This window comes from Streptomyces sp. NPDC087859, from assembly GCF_044742595.1.
In the GTDB taxonomy this organism is placed as follows: Bacteria; Actinomycetota; Actinomycetes; order Streptomycetales; family Streptomycetaceae; genus Streptomyces; species Streptomyces canus_F.
The window spans coordinates 104,706-125,586 of sequence record NZ_JBIUUU010000017.1 but is presented as its reverse complement, the minus strand read 5'-3'; the positions used below and the strand labels follow the sequence as shown (position 1 = coordinate 125,586).

7 protein-coding genes are annotated in these 20,881 nt (G+C 72.3%); 2 read left to right on the top strand and 5 right to left on the bottom strand.

Annotation, left to right across the window (positions count from 1 at the left end):
* Window position 1: 1 nt before the first annotated feature.
* The 4 genes from ACIOHP_RS36230 to ACIOHP_RS36215 form a co-directional block, all read right to left on the bottom strand.
* A complete protein-coding gene (locus ACIOHP_RS36230) occupies window positions 2-12,478 on the bottom strand; it encodes an SDR family NAD(P)-dependent oxidoreductase (RefSeq protein WP_401894039.1) in 12,477 nt (4,158 codons plus the stop codon).
* A gap of 5 nt (window positions 12,479-12,483) precedes the next feature.
* Window positions 12,484-13,344, bottom strand: coding sequence for an ACP S-malonyltransferase (gene fabD / locus ACIOHP_RS36225; RefSeq protein ID WP_401894037.1), 861 nt, complete (start codon window positions 13,342-13,344; stop codon window positions 12,484-12,486).
* A 75-nt stretch (window positions 13,345-13,419) separates the two neighbouring features.
* Window positions 13,420-15,549 (bottom strand): PfaD family polyunsaturated fatty acid/polyketide biosynthesis protein, encoded by a 2,130-nt coding sequence (locus ACIOHP_RS36220; RefSeq protein ID WP_401894035.1) that lies wholly within the window; start codon window positions 15,547-15,549, stop codon window positions 13,420-13,422.
* Window positions 15,546-16,064, bottom strand: a complete 519-nt coding sequence (locus ACIOHP_RS36215) for a hypothetical protein (protein WP_361551354.1) — start codon at window positions 16,062-16,064, stop codon at window positions 15,546-15,548. Before ACIOHP_RS36215 ends, ACIOHP_RS36220 begins: the two co-directional genes overlap by 4 nt.
* A 264-nt stretch (window positions 16,065-16,328) precedes the next feature.
* Here ACIOHP_RS36215 and ACIOHP_RS36210 point away from each other — a divergent pair, with 264 nt between their 5' ends.
* Window positions 16,329-18,245: a BTAD domain-containing putative transcriptional regulator gene (locus ACIOHP_RS36210; RefSeq protein ID WP_401894033.1), complete on the top strand. Its 1,917-nt coding sequence runs from the start codon at window positions 16,329-16,331 to the stop codon at window positions 18,243-18,245.
* Window positions 18,246-18,955: 710 nt separating this feature from the next.
* On the opposite strand, the gene ACIOHP_RS36205 is transcribed toward ACIOHP_RS36210, so the two are convergent.
* Entirely contained in the window at window positions 18,956-19,561 is a 606-nt protein-coding gene (locus tag ACIOHP_RS36205) for a lytic polysaccharide monooxygenase (RefSeq protein ID WP_401894031.1), read from the bottom strand.
* Between the two features lie 399 nt (window positions 19,562-19,960).
* Between ACIOHP_RS36205 and ACIOHP_RS36200 the strand changes: the two genes are divergently transcribed.
* Window positions 19,961-20,827, top strand: coding sequence for a hypothetical protein (locus ACIOHP_RS36200; RefSeq protein ID WP_401894029.1), 867 nt, complete (start codon window positions 19,961-19,963; stop codon window positions 20,825-20,827).
* Window positions 20,828-20,881 lie beyond the last annotated feature (54 nt).

Sequence of the window (20,881 nt, the reverse complement as noted above, 5' to 3'; positions counted from 1 at the left end):
ATCAGGTCAGCTCCTCGTGGAGTTCGAGCATGGGTCGGCGAACCGCACCGGCAGGCCGGGGACGGGATGCGGGGACGGACGGGCCGGTGTACGCGGGTACGTCAGCCGTGTCCGGTGTTCGGTGTGGCCGCACGGGCACGGCGGCCCCGTCCGGATCGGCCTGTTGCGGGGCGGACGGCAACGGCGGGCCGGCTGCCACGGGCAGACCGGGTTCCGGTTCCAGCGCGAGCAGCGTCCGGGCCGCCGGACGTGACGCCGGCGGCGCCTCTCGGTCGAGCCAGTGCCGGGTTCGGCGGTAGGGGGCGGGCGGCAGCGGTGTGCGGCGGGGGTGATAGCGCTCCCGCTCCTCGGGGAGGAGTTCGCGCAGCACCACGTGGGCGTTGGTACCGCCGAATCCGAAGGCGCTGAGCCCCGCGCGCCGCACGCCGCACTCCGGTGTCCAGGGCTCCGTGGTGAGCGCCGGCCGGAACGGCGAGGTGTCGAAGGCGAAGCGCGGATTGGGCTGCTCGCAGTGCAGGGTGGGCGCAATGGTGCCGTGGACGAGCGAGAGGATCACCTTGTGCAGCCCGGCCATACCGGCGGCCATCAGCAGATGGCCCATGTTGGACTTCACGCTGCCGACCGCACAGTGGCCGACCGCGTCCGTCGTGCGACGGAAGGCACGGGTGAGCGCCTGCAGTTCCATCGGGTCGCCGATCATGGTGCCGGTGCCGTGCGCCTCCACGTATGTCACCGTGTCCGCGCCGACTCCGGCCGCGGCCAGGGTGTCGGCGACCAGTTCCTCCTGAGCCTGGGGGTTCGGCGTGGTCAGGCCCATCGTGCGGCCGTCGTTGTTGAGCAGGCAGGCCTCGATCACGGCGTGGATCCGGTCACCGTCGGCGAGCGCCCGGTCGAGCGGTTTCAGCAGGACCGCCCCGACTCCCTCACCCAGCACGATGCCGTTGGCGGCGGCGTCGAAGACATGGCAGGCGCCGTCCGGCGAGAGCGCCCCGGAGGCGCTGAGCTTCACGAAGGGTGTCTCGTCCAGCAGCAGATCGCCGCCGCCGACCAGCGCCGCCTCGCAGTCACCGGCGGCCAGTGCGCGCAGGGCGAGCTGGAGCGCGGTCAGCGACGAGGAGCAGGCGCTGTCCACGGTCACGTGAGGTCCCCGCAGGTCGAAGACGTGGGCGGCGTGGGCGGCGATGAAGTTCTGGTTGAGGCCGGTGACGGTGTTGCGGTGCGGGACGGCCACCCGGCTGCCATAGGTGCTGGTGCCGGATCCCATGAAGAACGAGATCCGCCGCCCGGCCACGTCATCGCGGGAGTAGCCCGCGTCGCGCAGTGTCTGCTCCACCGTCTCCAGCGACAGCCGCACCAACGGATCCACATGGCTCGCGTCGGCCGGGTCGATTCCGAAGAACTCCGGGTCGAACTCCTCGATGCCGTCCAGGAAACCGCCCCACTTGCTGGTGCTGCGGCCCGGTGTCTGCTGCGGTGCCCACAGCCTCCTGTGATCCCAGCGGGAGGCGGGCACCTCGGTGATGCCGCTGCGGCCCTCCCGCAGCAGATCCCAGAAACGCTCCAAGTCGGGCGCGCCGGGGTAGCGGCCCGCGGCACCGATGACAGCGACCAGGTCGGGCCGGGTCTCGCGGGCGGGTCCGGCAGCGGCGGAGACCGCGCCGGCGCCTGCCTGCGTGGCAACGGTCGTCCGCGCCTGCTCAGCCCCGGATTCCTCGCGCATCCAGCGGGCCGTGCCCCGGGGATGCGCGTCGCACAGATGCGCGGCGAGCTGGGCGCAGGTCGGGTACTCCAGGACGAGCGAGGGTGACAGCGACTCCCCCACGCGGTCTTCGAGCTGGGCCACGATGGCGGCCACCAGGATGGAATCGACGCCGAGCCGGGTGAAGTGCGTGTCGGGGCCGATCCGCTCGGCGGGCATCAGCAGGGCGCGGGCCAGCAGGCGGGCGACGGCCTCGGCGACGGCCGGCTGCGCGGCGCCCTCGGTGTCCGGTTCGGGCATGGGTGCTTCCTCGGGTCCATGGTCGGGATCGGACAGGGGCCATACGCCCGGGTCGACGGCGGCTGCCACGCAGTGGGTCAGGCCTGATGCCAGGGCGGCTTCCAGGAGGTCCAGGCCCTGTTCGACGGTGTGCGGGGCGAAGCCGTGCTCCGCGTACCGGGGGCTGCGCACCTCGCCCATGCCGGCACCGGACCAGCTGCCCCAGGCCATGGAGAGGATCCGGGGGGAGCCGGGGTTCCGTTCGGCGACGGCGTCCAGTACGGCGTTGCCGGCGGCGTAGTCGGCGAGTCCCACGGCCAGTTCCGGCAGGGCGGCGGACAGCGAGGAGTACAGGACGATCCAGTCCGGTGTGTCCTCGCGCAGCTCGGTCAGCAGCGTCAGCGTCCCCTCCCCCTTGGGCCGCCAGGTGGCCCGTACGGAGTCCAGGTCCTTGTGGACGAAGGCGGGCGTCCCGCGGTCGACGGCCCCGGCGCAGTGCAGCACTCCGCCGACGGGCCCGAGTTCCTCCCGGACCCGGCCGAGGAACGCCCGCAGCCCGGCCGTATCCGTCAACTGACCTGCATGCAGCTGGAGTTGTACGCCCATGCGCTCCAGCTCCAGCAGCCCGGCCACGCGTGGGTCTGAACTGTCCGTGGTCCAGGCGGAGCGCGGCGGCAGCGGGCGCAGGCCGAGCAGGGCCAGCCGCCGCGCACCACGTTCGGCCAGCCGCCGGGCGGCGGCCATGCCGAGCCCGCCCGTGCCCCCGGTGATCACATAGCTCCGGGACGGATCGACCCGTACCGGCGCCGGCTCTGGCCGCGGGACCCGGACCAGCCGGGGCACCAGCCGCCGGCCCTCGCTCAGCCGCACCTCGGGCTCGCTCGCGTCCAGGGCCAGTTCGGCCTCCACCAGGCGCAGCAGGGCCTCACCGTCGCCCGCGGGGGTGTCGCAGGTGACCGTGGTGGCCGATACGTGGGAGTACTCGGCACCGAGGGAGCGGACCAGTGCGGCCATGCGGGCCGCGGCCCAGGGCGAGCCGGCCGCACCGGAGGTGAGGTGCAGCAATCTCAGCGCACGGCCCTCGGTTGGCGCCACGAGGGCTTGCAGCATTCCCACGCGCCCGAGTTGGCCGGCCAGGTCCTGCGGTCCGGCAAGGTCGCTCAGGTCCGCCACCGCGTCGAGGCGGGGGTGTACCGAGCGCAGCCGCTCGCCCAGAGCCCGGCCCGAGGCGCCGTCCTCCGGCTCGAGTTCGTGTTCGTCGCGGCCCAGCCGGGGCAGCGCGGAACGCTCCCGTACGACGATCCACTCGACCGCGTCCGTGCCCGGCAGGGCGGCGGTCACCGGCAGCGTGGTGTGGCGGCCCAGCAGCAGGACACACACCGGACGCGAGCCGCCCGGCGTGGCGGGCACCGGCTCCACTGTCTGCCAGGAACGGCTCAACAGGGCGGGCTCGTGCCGGACCGCGGCCGGGGCGCTGCGCGGGTCGCTCACGTCCGGTCGGCGGACGTCATCCGGCTGGTGAGGGCTGATGGTCCGGTGCGGGTACCCCGCCATCGCGTCACCGTCGTCGCCGGGCCGATCGGCGCGGCGGGGGGCGTCGTGGGCGTGGTCGGCCGTCTTCGCGCCGTCGGTGCCCGCGGCGTTTGGCGGGCCGTACCGCCGGCTGGTGGTGAACGGATACAGCGGGAACCGGACGCGCCGCCCGCCCTGCGGGAACAGCACCGCCCAGTCCACGCTGCCGCCCGCCGTCCACTCGCGCACCGCGTCGGCCAGGGGGCCCGGAAGCGAGGGCCGCACGGCGTCCTCGCGGCCCGTGAGGAAGTCCGCCAGGAGCGCGCGCAGTTCGGCTGTGTCGTGGCAGATCAGCGCCAGCCGCCTCGACAGCTCGGTGCGCCCGGTGCGGGAGGTGTGGGCGAGGTCGGCCAGCGGGGTGTCGTTGTCCGCGAGGAAGTCGTACAGGCGTGCCGCGTAGGCACGCAGCCGTTCGTCGTCGGTGGCCGAGAGCGTGACGATCTGCGGGCCGTGATCGGTGGATGGCGTGGCCGCAACGCCCGGCGGTGCCTCCTCCACAACGGCGTGGGCGTTGGTGCCGCCGAAGCCGAACGAGCTGACGCCTGCCCGCCGGGGCTGCCGCGGTTCGCGCCGCTCCCAGGGTTCCGGGCGGGTGGCGAGCCGCAGCGTGCCGTCCGACAGGTCGATGTGCGGGTTGACCTCCTTCAGCCGGGGCGTACCGGGCAGTGTGCGATGGCGCATGGCCTGCACGACAGCGATCAGTCCGGCCATGCCGGAGGCCGACTCCAGGTGGCCGATGGCGGCCTTGACCGCGCCCAGCACGCAGCCGGCCGGCTGCGTGCCGGTGTTGCCGAGGGCCGTGCGCAGCCCCTCGATCTCGATCGGGTCGCCCAGCGCGGTGCCGGTGCCGTGCGTCTCGACGTACGCGAGCGAATGCCCCGGCACACCTGCGTCCCGCAGTGCGGCGGTGATCACGTCGGCCTGGGAGGACGGGCGGGGCGCGGTCAGGGAGTGCGCCCGGCCGCCATGACCGACGGCGATGCCGCGCAGTACGGCGTGCACGGGGTCACCGTCGGCGAGGGCCCGGGCCAGCGGCTTGAGCAGCACCGCTGCCACGCCCTCGCCCCGGACGTAACCGTCGGCGGCCCGGTCGAACGTGTGGCAGTGCCCGGTCGCCGAGAGCATCCCCGCTTTCGTCAGCGACGCGAAGTACGTGGGCGACAACAGCACGTTGACGCCCCCGGCCAGGGCCAGGTCGCAGTCGCCGGAGCGCAGCGCGGTGACGGCGTGCTGGAGGGCCACCAGCGAGCTGGAGCAGGCGGTGTCGACGGCCTCGCTCGGGCCCCGCAGGTCGAGCTGGTGGGAGACCCGGTTGGCGATGACGCTGTGCACGTTGCCGGTGGCGAGGTGGGGATGCGCGGTGTCGCCGCTGCGGGCGAGCAGTTCGGTGTAGTCGCTGAGGGTCGCGCCGGCATAGACACCCGTACGGGAACCGGCGAGGGTACGCGGATCGCGGCCGGAGTCCTCGATGGCATGCCAGCTCGCCTGAAGGAACAGCCGTTGCTGGGGGTCCATCAGGGCGGCCTCGCGCGGCGAGATGCCGAAGAACTCGGCGTCGAAGGCGTCCACGTCGGAGAGGAAGCCGCCCTTCGGGCCGCTCCCGTCCGCCCAGGCCCGCACCCGGCCGCCGACCCGCTCACCGGGCGTGTCCCCGGCGCCGGAAGTGACGCAGTCCCGTCCGGCGAGGAGGTTCGCCCAGAACGCGTCCACGTCGTCCGCCGCGGGGAAGCGCCCGGCCATACCGATGACGGCGATGGGCTCCGCGCCGGTGGCGGCGGGAACGTGCGGCGTGCCACGTGCCGGGAGTTGCCGTGTGCCACTGGGGACTGGAGACGCTGTCGAGGAGGGCGCCGGCTCGGCGACGGCCCCGTGAGCCTCCCTCAGGTGCCGGCTCAACTCCCCCACCGTGGGGTGGTCGTAGACCGCCACCGGAGTCAGGGCCAGTCCGTAGACCTCGTTGAGCCGGTTGACCAGCCGGACCGTCTGCACCGAGTCCATGCCGACGTCCCCGAACCGGTCGTCCGTGCGCAGCACATGGGCGGGCAGCTTGAGCAGGGCGCACACCTCGGCGGCGACCTGCTCGTGGACGGCTTCACCGGTCGCCCCCTCCCGCGCCACCGGCGCGCTCACGGCGGCACCGCCGAGCGCGGCGCTGATACGGGCCTGGTCACCATGACCGACCAGATACGCGCCGGACTCGACCGTGAGCAGCTCGTCCAGGGCACGCAGCGCCTGTGCCGTGGTGATGGGCCGAAGACCGGTGGTGGACGCGGTGAGCTCGATGACGTCCTGCGGCATGTGCATGCCTCCGTCCTGCCACAGCGGCCAGGCGGCGGAGACTGTGCGTCCGTGGCGCAGGCCGCGTCGGCGGAGCTGCTCGCGCTGTTCGGCGAAGGCGTCGAGGAAGCGGTTGGCCGCCGCGTAGTCGCACTGGCCGGCGTTGCCCGTCCAGCCGACGAAGGAAGAGGTCAGCAGCAGGAAGTCCAGGTCGTCGGAGCCGGTGAGGCGGTCCAGGAGCAGGGTGCCGTCCGTCTTCGGCGCCAGGACCCGCCGCAGGGACAGGGCCGTCTTGCCGGCCAGCGGGGCGTCTTCCAGTACCCCCGCCGCGTGGACGATCCCCCTCAGTCCTCCGCCCAGTTCGCGGGCACGGTCGAGGGCGGCGCGCAGGGAGTCCTCGTCGGTGATGTCGGCCCGCGCGTACTCGGCGCGGGTCCCGTGCCGTGCGAGGCCGGCCAGGAGCCGCTCGGTGTCGGCGGAAGCGGGCGAGCGGCCGAGCAGGACGAGGGCACCGACGCGGTGCCGCTCGGCCAGATGCCGGGCGATGAGCCGTCCCAGGCCGCCGGCTCCGCCCGTGATCACCACGGCGCCCCCGGCCCCGGTGCCCTGGCGGGACGGTTCCGCGGCGGCCCGCCGCACCGGCTCGGGCCGCGGTGTCCAGCGTCGTTCCCCGTCCAGCCGGACCTCGCGGTCCGCGCCCAGTGCCTCGGCCAGCAGGCGGGACAGCGGCGGGAGTTCGGCGTCGGCGACCTCGATCCGGCCGAGCCGCAACCGCACCCCTTCCAGGGCCAGGGACCGGCCCAGCGCGTCCAGCGCGACCCCGGCCGGTTCCCCCGGCCGGCACACGACGGCGCAGTCGACCGGGCGCCCGCCCTGCGCCGACCAGCGTGCGAGAGCGAGCGGCAGTTCCGCCGCCGCCTCCAGGGACAGCGGCGGACCGTTGAACTGACGCATGTCCAGGACGACGATCCGGTCGGCGCCGGACTCCAGGAGCCTCGGTACCGCGTCCACGTCCGGCGCGCGCAGCACCCGTACACCGGTCGGCAACACGTCGGGAGCGGATCCCGCAGGCTCGCCGCCGACCGTCACCACCAGCAGTCCGGCGTCGACGGTCAGGGCGGGCGCTTCACCGGCGAAAGCCCACGTCGATCGGTAGAGCACCGTCTCGTACCGGGGCCCGCCGTCCGTCTCCGCCGCACCGGGCCCGGCCGTCTCGCCGCCGGGAGGCGGCGCCGTTTCGGTTCGTCCCTCGTCGTTCGCGCTCAGCCCGCCCGGCAGCAGCGACGCCGTGAGGCGGTCCGGCAACCAGTGCCGTACGGGTGCGAAGCGCGTCGGTGGCAGCGGGACACGGCGGCGACCGGGCTCGGCAAGCTCTGCCCAGGGCAGTTCCGCGCCGTGTACCCACAGGCGGGCGGCCTGTGTCAGATCCCCCGCGCGCATCCGGTCCCGCAGGAAGGCCGTACCTTGCGGGCCGGAGCCGAACAGGTCGCCGAGGCCCGGCTGTCCACCGAGCCGCCCGCTCACCAGTCCGGGCACGTCCTCGGGGTGCCCGGCGGCGATGAGGTCGAGGGCGGCGTGCAGGTGGGGCCGGTCTGCCACGGGGAAGGCGATCCGTGCGTCCCGCGCCGGCCGGCCGGCCTGGAGGGTGAAGGCGATGTCGGCGAGCCGGTGGTCCGGGGCGTTCAGAAGAGCCGTCCGCAGCCGGCCCGCGTAGTCCCGTAGATCCGCCTCGTCGCGGCCGGAGAGCACGATGAGGCAGGGCCCGGCGGTGTGATCCCCGCTGCCGGCACTCGACGTCGGGGCCTCCTCCAGCACCAGGTGGACGTTGACGCCTCCGGCGCCGAACGAGCTGAGTCCGGCCCGCAGCAGGCCACCGCGGGCCTGCCACGGCTCGGCGGCGCGCTGGATGTGGAAGGGGGTGCGGGCGAGGTCGAGGCGCGGGTTGACCGGGTCCGCGTGCAGCGTCGGTGCCAGCGTGCGGTGGCGCAGCTGGAGCAGCACCTTGGTGAGGCCGGCCACGGCCGCGGCGGACTCCAGATGGCCGATGTTGCTCTTGATGCTGCCGATGCCGCACCGGGCGTCGGGGTCCGCCTGCGCGCCGAACGCCTCGGTCAGGGCGCGTAGTTCGATGGGGTCGCCGAGCGCGGTGCCGGAGCCATGGGCCTCGACGTAGCCGATGGAACCGGGCTCGACGCCCGCGGCACGGTGTGCACGGCGCACCAACTCGGCCTGGGCGGTGGGGCTGGGCACGGTGAAGCCGTTGGTCCGGCCGTCGGAGCCCGCGACCGCCGCGCGGATCACGCCGTGCACGTGATCGCCGTCGGCAAGCGCCCGGTCGAGCCGCTTGAGCACCACGGCGCCGACGCCCTCGCCGAGCACGAAGCCGTCCGCCCCCGCGCCGAAGGCACGGCAGCGGCCGGTGCGCGAGAGCATGCCCATCTGCGCGTACTGCACGTGCCGCGCCGGGTGCAGTACCAGGTTGACGCCACCGGCCACGGCCGCGCCGACCTCGCCGCGCCGTACCGCTCCGCAGGCCAGTTCCAGAGCGGTGCCGGAGGCGGAGCAGGCGGTGTCCACGGTGAGACTCGGGCCGGTGAAGTCGAAGAGGTAGCTGACCCGGTTGGCGATCTGGTAGCCCTCCGCCCACGGATAGGGGCTTTCGCCCGTGAGCGCGCCCAGGGCGCTGAACAGGCCGTAGTCGTTGGCCATCGCACCCACGTACACACCGGTGTCGCGGCCGATGTTCGCGGGTGTGTAGCCCGCGTGTTGGAGGGCCTGGTGGGCGGTTTCCAGGAACAACCGCTGACGGGGGTCCATCAGTTCGGCCTCGGCGGGAGAGATGCCGAAGAAGAGGGAGTCGAACTCGTCGACGCCGTCGATGAGCGCCGCCCAGCGCGAGTAGGTACGGCCGGGGCCGCCGTCCGGGTCGTGCAGGGCGTCGTGGTCCCAGCGCTCGCGTGGGATCTCGCCGACGCAGTCCCGTCCGGCGAGCAGGCTGTCCCACAGCTCGTCGATGTCGCGGGCGCCGGGATAGCGTCCGGCCAGGCCGATGACGGCGACGGCGTCCTGGGCGTCGCGCGGTTGCTCCGTACGCGCCGCGGCGGGCGTGGTCCGCGGGGCATCGGCGCGGGGGGCGGGAGCGGGCTGTTCCCGGGCGGCCAGGGTGTCGGCCAGGGCGGCGAGGGTGCGGTGCTCGTACAGCAGCGTGGCCGGCAGTTCGCCGTACCACTGCTCCAGCGCGACCGTCGCGTCCACCGCGGCCAGGGAGGAGGGCCGCAGTAGCTCGACCGTGGTGTCGCCGTCCAGGGTCGCGGCCGGCACGCCCAGGGTGCGCGAGAGCACCTCCACGATCCGCGCGAGCGCCGTGCCGTGTCCGCCCGCGCCGGACCGGACCGGTGCGTCCGCAGACGGGTGCGGTGCGTCCGCGTCGGAGGCCGACGGCTGCTCGGCGATCTCCACGAGCACGGCGTGCCCGGGACGCGCCGACTGCCTTACGGGGGCCGCCTGTTGCTCCTCCTGCGGTTCCTCCAAGAACGTCTCGGGCCTGAACGCCACGGCGGCGGCCGCCTCGACCGGCAGCTCGTACACCACCGATCCATCGGCCGCCTCGCGCACCGGGTCGCCGGCCACCGAGTCCAGGAACCGCCGTGCGGGGGCGTTGCGCTCGGTCGGCCGGTGCGTGATCCGCACAACCGCGCACTCATCGCGGACCTCCTCGGCCAGCCGGGCCAGGAAGGCGTGCTCGACGCCCTTGCCGAGCACACGGCAGCTCATCAGGAACGTCTCCAGAACGGCCACCTCCCCGGCGGTGCGCAGCAGGGCAGCGCCGACCACGCCGTAGTCGCCGAACCGGTCGGCGACCTTGACGGTGCGGCAGCGCAGGGACGGGTCGTCCGCGAGCAGGGCGCGCAGCTCGGACACCTGTCGCCGTACCGGCGCGATGTTGAACTGGTTGGTGCGCTGGGTGAGTTGGGCGACCCGCGTGAGCGCGTCGCCCGCTGGCTCACGGACCTCGATGCGAAGGTCCAGGTCGCGGATGAAGTCGGTGAACGTGGCGGAGGACGCGCGTAGCTCACGGCGTTGCCCGGCCGTCTCGTAGAAGGAGGCGCGGGTACGGTCCTCGGCGGTGACCTGGAGCCGGTCGAAGGCCCAGACGCGGTCGAGGAACGCGGGCAGGTCGGTGGGGTCGGCCGGGCAGGTGAGGGCGAGCAGCTGCGGGCAGGCGGCGCGCAGGGCGGCGATCTCGACGGGATTGTCGTCGATCACCACGAACGATTCGAGACCGAGATCGAGTTCGCGGGCGAGGCTCACCAGATTGGCGGGCTTGGGTTCCCAGTCGACGCGGCGCGCCGTCAGGTGCTCCTCGCCCAGGGGCATGTCCTCGCGCAGCCGCAGCACCTCGGCGACGTCCCGCGCCTCGTTCTTGCTGGCGAGGCAGAGCAGGACCCCGCGAGAACGCAGCTGCAGGGCCCACTCGTGCAGTCGGCGGTGTCCGGGCTCGACCGTGACGCCGTGCGGGCCGTCCTCGGCCAGCACACCGCGCCACAGGGTGTTGTCGCAGTCCAGCACCAGCACCTTGGCGGCGGGGACGAGCGCGGCGCGCGTGACACGGGCGGCGGCGGTGGCGAGGGCGGCGTATCCGGCGGCGGTGTAGGGAATGTGCGCCATGCGCAGCCGTCCGGCGTCGTGCAGTCCGGCAAGGGCGGGGCCGTCGCCGCGCCACTCCTCGACGTCGAGCAGATGCGCTCCCGCGACCGGCGCGAGGGCCTCGACGAGCCGCGTGCGCAGCGGGTCCGTAGCCGCGGCATCCGACTGCGGGGCATCGGGGCACAAAAGGACCAACAGTGGTACGGCGGACCGCGCGCACAGCCCGGCCGCGGCGCGGGCGAACTCGTCGACGGTATCCGCGGCTTTGCTGCCGAGCCAGTCCTCGACACGGAGCAGGATCAGGTTGCAGCCGACCCGGTTACGGCCCATGTCGCTGGCCGGGTCGAGGAGTTGCTGGAAGACCTGTCCGTAGTCGGCGAACATGGGCTCCAGGCCGAGGTCCAGGCGGGCTGTCCAGGAGCGCAGGCCCTCGTGCAGCGGGTCGGTCGTGAAGGTGGCGGCCACCACCAGGCGCCCGGTGCGCTCCTGGGGCTCCTCCTCGCCACCGGGGGTCTCGAAGCGGTCCACGACGGCGACCTGTCCACGTTCGGACGCGGTGCCGAGCCGGGCGACCACCGTCGCCGCGACCGTTTCGGTGGCCAGGGCGGGCTCGCTGTCCAGCACGGAGTCGGAGAATGCGGTGGGCATCCGTCCCGGGCGTAGGACGGTGCAGGCCAGCTCGGGATGATCCGCGGCCGCGGCCCTCACCAGGCCCTCCAGCGCCAGCTTGGCGGTCACGTAGTGCGACCAGCCGGGCGGCGGCGAGTCCACCCACGCGGTGGAGACGGCCACCAGGTGCCCGGCGCTCTCGGCGAGCGCGGGCAGGAGCGCCGCGAGGGGGACCCTGGCCAGTTGCAGGGCATCGCGCAGATAGCCGGCGGCGCGCTCGTCGGTCTCCGGTTCCAGGGCAAGAGCGGTGACCGGCGGGAAAGCGTTCAGGATCAGCACGTCCAGGCGCTCGTGTGCGCCGAGAATACGGTCGCGGGCGGCCTCGGCCCAAGCGGGGTCGGAGGCGTCGCCGGGCAGCAGACGCACGCGGTCGGCATGGTCGGCGAGGCCGGAACGGACCTGTGCGGCCTCGTCGGCACTGCGCCGGTGCCCGAGGTAGACGGTGTATCCGGCCAGGGCGAGGGCCTGGGTGAGGCTCGCGCCGAGACCCCGGCTGCCGCCGACCACCAGCGCCGTGCGGCCGGCTCCGGGCTCGCCCGCCGGGACCAGCTCGCGCAGCCGGCCCACATCGGACAGTGGGGCCGCACGCCGCGCCAGGGCCCGCACCTCGACGCGGCCGAGACCACCCAGCGTGCCGGTCAGGTCGATCAGTCCGTAGCGGGAGTCGGCCGAGGCCACCTCCCACTCCCCACCGTCCCCACCCTCGCCGCTGTCCCCGCCGTCGTAGTGGACGGTCAGGCCGGACACCAGGGCGTCCCGGCCGGGCAGTTCCATGCCCGCCAGATAGCTGGCCCACCCCAGCGGCAGAGCCTGGCGGACGGAGATTCCGGCGGCGTGGGCGCCGATGTCCTGGAGCAGTTCGCGCCACTGGTCGGCGGCGACCGGGCAGCCGGCACGACGCCGGCGACCGGGCCGTGCCCGGTCGGCGGTCACGGTCGCGGCAGTCGTCCGCCGGGGGCCGGGGACGTCCGCCGGGACGTCGGCCGCGGTCCGGCCGGCCACGGCGGTGACGATGAGGTCGAGCAGCAGCCTGGTGCCGTCCATGACCCGTACGCGAAAGCCGTCCTCGGTGCGTTCGACGGTGCGGCGGTAGGGCTGGTCCGGGTAGGCGGGCGCGTGGAAACGAGCGGCGATCCCGGTCAGGCGACGGGTTGTGCGCCGGGCGGGCAGGGCCGCGAGGGCATGCAGGGTCACCAGCGCGCCGTGCGCGATGGGGCGGCCGAAGGAGGTGCGGGCGGCGTAGTCGGCGTCCGTGTGCAGGGGGTTGGTGTCACCGCTCGCGGCGGCGAAGCGCTGGATGTCCTCTTCAGTGATGCGGAACTCGCTCGAAGACACCTCGGTCACCTCTCCGCGCCGGCCGGCGCCGCGTCACGGATCTTGTCGATCAGCCCGGTGAGCACCTGGCCGGGACCCACCTCGCGCAGGTGCGGTGCCGGCAGCCGCAGCAGGTAGCGCACCGACTCGGTCCACCGCACCGGTGAGGTGAGCTGCCGCTTGAGTTCGCTCGCCAGCCGGTCGTCGGTGTGCGGCCGGGCGGTGGTGTTGGCGACGACCGGAATACGCAGCGGGGCCAGGCGATGCCGGCTCAGGACCCGGCCGAACTCCTCGGCGGCCGCAGCCATGTGGCGAGAGTGGAACGCCCCGCTGACCCTGAGCGGGATCACGGCTTCCGCATGGGTGCCGAGCGTGCGGCCGGCGTCCCGGACCGCGTCCTCGGCACCGGAGACGACGATCTGGGTGGGGGCGTTGAGGTTGGCGATGTCGACCTCCGGGTGCGCGGCGAGCACGTCGCGGACGTCCTCCTCGGACAGTCCGATCACGGCCGCCATCGCGCCCGGTCCGGCCTTGGCCATGGCCTCGGCACGGTGCCGCACCACTTCCAGGCCGGTCAGAAAGTCGTAGGCGCCGGCTGCGAACAGGGCGACGAACTCGCCCAGGCTGTGTCCGGCCACGTAGTCGGGCACCTCGCCGCTCTCGCGCACCAGATCCAGATAGCCCAGTGCGCCGACGACGTAGAGCGAGCACTGGGTGTAGCGGGTGTCGGCCAGTTTGTCCGCCGGTGCCTCCAGGCAGAGTTCCTCGATCGAGTAGCCGAGCAGCGCGTCCGCGCGCCTCACCAGGTGGGGGTAGCGAGGGAAGAGCTCGCGTCCCATGCCCTGCCGGTGGGCGCCCTGGCCGGGGAAGAGGTGGACAAGGGTCATGACGGGTCCTCCGAGAAGAGGTAGGCGCGGGTGGGGCGCGCGAGGCCGGACGGACGGCGCGCGCGGCCGGCTGCTTCAGGCGCGGACCAGTGCTGCCAGCCGGGTCCGCAGCAGTCGGGCGGCCTCGGTCATCAGCAGGTCGGCGAGCGTGTCGGGATGGCGGGCGCGCCAGTTCTCCAACTCGGTGCCGGCGAGATAGCCGTTGAGGGCGCCCATGGCAGGTCCGCAGGCAACCTGGTAGTCGACCCGGCGGTCACTGCTGCCGGACATGGCCAGCCGGGTGGACTGCACGAAGTACCACTTGAAGACGAGCGCCATGCGGTGCTTGGGGTCGGCGTCCGCACGCGCGAGTTCGGCCGGGTCGCGCGTGGCGTAGTAACTGGCCGTCTCCTGCCAGATCTCCTCGAAGCGCCGCTGGAAGAAGCGTTCTTGCAGCTGGCGGCGGGTGGGCGCGTCGATGGCCTCAAGGGAGTCGTAGCGACGGTAGAGGTCGTAGAGCTTGTTGGCGCGGGCAGGAAAGAACAGACCCTTGCCGAGCACCTGGGCGCGGGCGCCGATCTCCAGCATGTCGCCTGCCGGGACCATCATGGTGTCCTGGACGCCGGCCGACTGGAGCAGATCCTTGACGTCGTCGGCGGTGCCGGCCTCCGGCGTGCATTGGTTGATGCTGCCCGTCAGCACGAAGTCGGCACCGAGCAGAAAGGCCGCAGCGATCGCCTCGGGAGTACCGAGGCCGCCCGCCGCGCCGACGCACACGGAATGCCCGACGCCTGCGGCCGTGTCGCGCAGCCGCACGATCTCCGGGAGCACGGTGATCAGTTGCCGCTGGTCGGTGTGCCCGCCGGAATCCGCCTCGACGCACAGGTCGTCCGCCATCGGCAGATACGGCGCCAGCGCGGCCTCCTCCGCGCTCAGCGCACCGCTGTGCAGGAGGGCCGAGACCAGGTGGGCCGGGGCAGGTGAGAGGAAGGCGCGGGCGGACTCCGGCCGGGAGACCTTGCCGAGCAGACTGTTCGGCACGGCCACGGAGCCGTCGCTGCGCCGATGCACGCCCGTGAGCCGGTAGCGGACCAGCGCGGCGCTGGGCTGCAGGAAAGCCGCGGCTTCCACGCACCGGACATCACGGGCCAGGAAGAGGTCGACCGTCTGCTCCTCCCGGCGCGGATGGTCCGGATGGGCCAGCAGGTTCATGCCGAACGGGCCCTCCGGGCCGACCTCGGCACGGATGCGGGTGATGGCCTCGTCGATCTGTTCGGGGCGCAGACCGCCGGTGCCGAAGTAGCCGAGCAGCCCCGACCGGCCCATCCTGGCGACCAGCGCGGCGGAGGCGATCCCCTTGTACATCGAGCCGCTGACATAGGCGAGGCGTACACCGTGACGACGGCGGAACGCGGCGCTGCCGAGCGCCTCGCCGTCGGCCTGCCGTACGCCGGCGGGTGCGAACCCGTCCAGGGTGGTCATCTGGTGCGTACTCCTCGGATAGGTGCGGCCGCGGGGGCGCGGCCCGCGTACGCAGAGCGCGGCACGCAGCCCCACGGGGGCGTCAAGGCGGTGGCACGTCCACAGTTCGGGCGCCACCACGGAGGCGGTAGGGCGCAGCACGGGACGCCCGTCCTGCCAGGTGAAGTCCACGTCGCCGAACGGCAGACGCAGTCCGATACCCATGGCTTTGGCGAGGGCTTCCTTCAACGTCCACAGCTGGACGAAGGCGGGATATCGATCGCGGTCCGGCAGCGCGGACAGCGTTGTCCGTTCGGCGGGAGTCAGGCAGCTGCGCAGCGGGGGCGGATCGTCGTCCGCGAGCCGTTCGATGTCCACCCCGACCGGTCTGCCCGTGGAGATCGCGACGAGAGCGACACCCGCCGAATGGGACAGGCTGAACTCCCGCCTGTCGCCGAAGCGTTCGGCGATGCGAGGCTTGTCGTACCGGTCCCGGGTGAAGTCCCAGTCCTCGGGCGGCACGGACGTCCCCTCGGACAGTGCGTGCCGCAGCAGCCAGTGGGCGCGGATGTACTCGTCGCGGTCGGCGGACCGCAGGAAGCCTTCGGCGCGCCGTCGCTCCTGGGAGGCGAGCAACCGCAGGCGGTTCTGGCGGATGTCCTCCCCCTCGCCCGGTACGGGCCGGGCGAGGCGCAGGACGATGTCCGGTTCGGGTGAGGTCGGCCGATGGATGGACCGGTTGCGGGCGCCACGGCCCGCGATCACCCGCCCAGGGAGGCGGTCTTCTCGCGTTCCGCGTAGGTCGTCAGCACGTTGGGGATCTCCCGGGCGATGAAGCCGAAGAGATGCTGGGTGCGGTCGAGCCGCTGCCGGCGCTCCGGGGCCTCGTCCTTGAGCGTCTCCTGCGCGTCGCGCAGGATGCCGTCGAACTCCGGGATGTTCGCGAAGACCTCGAGAACGGCGTTGGGCCAGGACTCGTCGTTCATGTGCAGCGCGTACTCGTCGGTGCCCGGGATGTCCCTGCGCAGGACCACTCGGGCCGGGACGAGCTGGTCGGCGACGCGGTCGATGGCCGCGCGCGTGGTGCCGAGGCGGGCGATGAGTTCCGCGGTGGTCTGCTCGACCGGGTCGCTGATCATGAGCCAGCCGATGACGTGGCCGCGTTCGTGCGGCATGCCGTCGTTGCGCCAGTAGTAGTCGGCGACTCCCTCGACGATGATGCGCTCAGCCGCGGTGAGACCGTCCAGTTCGGTGCCGGCTTCGTTCGCATCGGTTCCCATAGGTATCCCCCATCCCGTCGGGCAATGGCCCGCGTCAGCCCGCACTGGTTTCCAGTGAGTGGGCACATCATGTCCGGCCGGTCTGGAATCAACCTGACACAAATCTGCAATGGCTGATCACATGCGTTGCACACCCGGCAGGGGCCAGGGCCTCCTACCGTGACGTCTCGGTCACGTGTTCTGATGTGCGCGGTGATGCAGTCCCCCACAACTGACGAAGGAACGGCTGTGTCCGCTGACTTCAACTTTCGCCTGCTAGGAGCCATGACCGCACGTCAGGGCTATCGCCACATCAGACTCGGCCCCGCGAAACAGCAGTGCGTGCTGGCCGCCCTCCTCATAGACGCCAACCGCGTCATCCCCGTCGACGCGCTCCTCGACCGCGTCTGGCACGACGCACCTCCGGCCACCGGCCGCGCAGTCCTCTACAGCTACGTGGCAAGGATCCGCCGACTACTGCCCCGCATCGCGGCGGAGCCCGAAGGGCCTGCCATCGTCCACTCGGCGGGCGGCTACATGGCCCGGGTTCCCCCGTCCCGTGTCGACCTGCACCGCTTCCGTGGACTGGTCGCCTCCGCCCGCGCGGTCGCCTCGTCCGAACCGGCGCTCGCCGCCGAGCGCTACCGTGCCGCGCTGGGCCTGTGGCAGGGCGAACCCCTGCTCGGCCTCACCGGCCCCTGGGTGGAGACGGTGCGCGAGGCTCTCACCGTCGAGCGGACCTCCGCACTGACGGAATGCCACGCGTCCGAGCTGCGGGCCGGACGACACCTCACGCTCTTACCGGAACTGGAAGCCATCGCCACCGAGCGCCCCTACGACGAGGCCTCGCTGCGCCACCTGATGACGGCCTTGCACCGTTGCGGCCGCGGCGCAGAAGCCGTCGCACGCTACAACCACACCCGCCGACTCCTCGCCGACGAACTCGGCCTCGACCCCAGCCCAGCCTCGCAGGAGCTGTACCAGGAACTGCTCCGGGCAACCGCCATGGCAGGCACCGCCCCGGAACCCCCGGCCCCGCTCACCGAATCCGGCCCGGGAATCCCGGCGCCGGCTCGACCGGCCCAGCTGCCCCCGGCCTGCCCCACGTTCACCGGTCGCGCCCAGGAACTGCGCTTACTCGATGAAGCGTTGACGAACGGATCCAGCCAGAGACGGACCGTGGTCGTGGAAGGGCTGGCAGGCATCGGCAAGTCCACGCTCGCCCTGCACTGGTCCCACCGATCCCGAGCGGATTTCCCCGACGGCGAGTTGTACCTCGACCTGCACGGCAGCGGTCCCCAGCCCCCGCTCGACCCTGCGACCGCCCTCGCCCGCTGCCTGCGCCAGCTCGGCATCTCCGTCACCCCGAACCCAGGTGACTGGGACGAATTGTCCGCGCTGTGGCGGTCGGTCGTCGCGGAACGGCGCCTCCTCCTGCTCCTGGACGACGCCGCCGACGCCGAGCAGGTGGAACCCCTGCTGCCCGGCGGACACGGTTGCGCCACCCTGATCACCAGCCGCAGACGCCTGGACCGCCTCGTGGTCCACCACCACGCCCAACGGCTGACCATGCCCGCCCTCACCGCCCCGGAGTCCACCGAACTACTCAAGCTGCTCGTCGGTCCGTGCCGGACTCAAGCCGAGCCGGAGGCAGCCGCCCGGCTGACGGAGGCCTGCGGGGGGCTGCCGTACGCCATCCAGGTACTCTCCGCCCGACTGCAACTGCGCCCGGAAGCCTCCCTGGCCACCGCCGCCCGGCAACTAGACGCATGCTCACCGCTCAACGTGCTGCGCACCGACTCGTCCGACATCATCTCCGTGCGCACACTGCTGGACACATCCTTCGCGTCCCTGCCCCGCCAGGCCCAGTCACTCTTCCCGTATCTGGGCTGTGTCCCCTCCACCTCGTTCAGCGCGGAGCACTTCGCCACGCAAGCCCGGTGCACACCGGCGGAGGCGGAGCGGGTACTGGGCGCCCTCGTCCGGGAGCATCTGCTGGCCGAGGACGGGCCACAGGAGTACGTCGTCCATCACCTGGTCCGCTGCTACGCCGCGGAGCACCGCACCAGCACGAGCCGCCCCTCCCCGCTGCACACCACAGCCCCCTCCCCACCGATGCCGGACGACCAGGTGGACTGCTGGAACGTTGCGCGACACCGCCAGCACCTTGACCGAACAGCGACACTCAACCCACCGGGATGACCACGCTCACAGTCCGCCGGACATACAGATGCGCCCTCGGTGGAGCCGTTGCTGTACGTGAACCGGGAGGGCGGCGTTGGCCTGGGCGATCCATTGTGAGAGCGCATCGGCATTGTCGGCGTGAGGTGCAAGGAGCGGGGCGAATTCCCCAGCAACTGCCGGCAGAAACGGGGGGCGTCAATGGAAGCAACCACAACCCGCAGCGTGGCGCGTGCACACATGAGACCGGGCCTGGTGGCCTGCTGTCCGTGATCGCCGGACCGTCCTGCTACCGGCACTGTGCGAGGAGCGAGCCCCGTTCCGGCACTCGTCGTCGCACCTGGCTGCGCACACCTTGACCGGCGAACGGTCCGTCGACCTCGACAGGATCACCACCGTCCGGCTGCTGAGGCCTTCTCGTACGGCAGCACGTCCCGGACCCGGTTGGTGCGCGACCTTGCCCCAGGGCGGGGGCTCGTACTCCACACGGTTCTCGCCTTCCTTCTCCCAGCCGTGTCCTTAAACCGGACGTGGTTGCCGTACTCCGACTCGGCGGGCAGTAACGCCCTTCCCTGTAATGGCACGATCCACGGCTTGGAGTACCAGGAGCGCAGAAAGCCCCGTCGGGGCAGGGTGACCAAATGGCTCTCCCGCCCCGACGGAGTTCGGTCCGCCGGGCGACAGTTACCGGCGCCCGGCAGAGACCGGTGCCGCGTGGGGCGCTTCCCGGCTCAGCCGAAGTTCACGTCGCTGCACCACATGTAGGCCTGGTCGAGGTGCGAGGCCTGCCAGATCACGAACAGGATGTGGTGTCCGGTGTAGCCGGAAGTCTGGACGGGGAACGTGATGTCCTGCGCCGGGGCGAAGCGGCCGGTCTGAGTGATGAAGTCGAGGTTGCTCCAGCCCAGTGTCTGGGTCTGGGGGTTGAAGCCCTGCTTGCTCACGTAGACCTTGAGGTAGTCGGCACCGTGGGACGCCTGGTCGTACAGGTGGACCGAGAAGTTGTTGCCGATGGTGGTGGTCTTCCACGGCCCGGGCTTGTCCAGGCTGGCGTTCCTCGAGAGGTTGTTGCTGCAGAGCGTGCCGTCGGGGGTCCGCTCCTGGAACTGGCCACCGAGGCCGTCGCGGAGCGCGCTCATCCAGTTCCACATGGTGTCGGAGTTGGCCTGGAAAGCCTGCCAGCACATGGGGTCTTCGGTCTGCATGGCCGGGTCGGTGTGGTGGCTGCCCCACGTCTTCCAGCACTGGTACGCGCGGGAGGCGGGGTCGACGATGGTGCCGTGAGCCTGGGCGGGGGCCGACCAGGTGAGCGCGCCGACAACCACGGCGAACAGCATGACGAGCGCCTGGAGAGGCCGGCGGAGCGACGACCGCGAACGCCTGGTTAACGGAATCTTTTTGCGCATGTGGGGGGACTCCTTCCAGTTGCAAGGCTGTTATGGGAGCGCTCCCAACGCTAGGACTTCTGAGAGAGATGTCAATGAAGCAAACAGAGTCGATTACAGGGGTGGGCGGCGACCAGGGAATCTGCCGTGAGTCAGGAGTCAGAACCGTTTCCGGGCCCGCAGTCGCCGCGGCGACTGTCCGTTGTCGCCGTCTCCGGCAGCGGACAGGCCAGATGACCGAGCACGGAACGGTAACAAAGCGCTGATCATGCGTAGTTGAATGATTGCGCACCGTAGCATCTCTGCCCCGGGTCGTCGCATTTGGAGGCCCGGTGGGGGGCAGGGGGCGTTGTGACATTCCTTTCTGGGACGGGTGTGCGGTGCGCCCGCACCGTGGTGGCGGCCGGTGTGTGCGCGGGGCTGCTCGGTGTGCTGCTGACCGGCTGCTCGGCTGACGGATCGTCCGACGCGGCGGAGCCGCAGGGTTCATCCGCGTCCGCGGCGGACAGCACCCCACCCTCGCCCGCCACCACCGAACCCACCTCCGTGCCCACGGATTCCCCTGTGGCCGTGACCGCGGCTCCGCCCCCGGCGCCCTCCACGGCCGACACTCTGCCGAGTGAGCCGACCGGCACTTCCGCACTGTGGGGACAGCGGTACAGCGGGACGGCACAGGTCACCGTCGATGTGTACGACTACTGCAGCGCCGACGGTTCACGGCGGTTCGCGGACACCAAGACGTACTCCATGAACGCCACGCTGGACCTCGACCGCCCCCGCACCGGCGAGGACGGGACCGAAAGCAACCCGTTCTCCCTGCAGCTCGCCGTGGGGCAGCCCTCCGAGGCGGGCGCGATGTCGTTCTGGTCGTCGGCCGTCAGTACCGTTTCGAGCCAGGATCTGGCGGGGAACCCGCGTGACCCGAACCTGCTGCTCACCTACTGGGAGCTGGCGTGGGACGACGGGGACCTGAGCGGACGGCTCACCGACCCCCACACCGAGCAGGCCGTCGCCCTCAACCTGCTCAACTGGCCCAGTCTCCTCGTCCCCTGCCGCTCCGACCTCGGCGAACTGCCGGGCGGATACCCGCACGCCGTAGCCGAGGGCACGACGCTCGACGGTGACATCGAGGGCGGCAACGCGAACCTGACAGCGCAAGGCAGCACCGGCGACGGCCAGTTGGAGTTCCGTTTCGACTTCGTCGGGGCCTCGACGTGATCCGCGCGAGGGGACGCACGGCAAAGGCGCCGACAGCGGGGGACGGAGGGTCTT

Coding starts and splice junctions, on each gene's coding strand:
- ACIOHP_RS36205 (WP_401894031.1), bottom strand. CDS start 19,561: ATGCTGTTCGCCGTGGTTGTCGGCGCGCTCACCTGGTCGGCCCCCGCC.
- ACIOHP_RS36215 (WP_361551354.1), bottom strand. CDS start 16,064: ATGGGAACCGATGCGAACGAAGCCGGCACCGAACTGGACGGTCTCACC.
- fabD (WP_401894037.1), bottom strand. CDS start 13,344: ATGACCCTTGTCCACCTCTTCCCCGGCCAGGGCGCCCACCGGCAGGGC.
- ACIOHP_RS36210 (WP_401894033.1), top strand. CDS start 16,329: ATGACCGCACGTCAGGGCTATCGCCACATCAGACTCGGCCCCGCGAAA.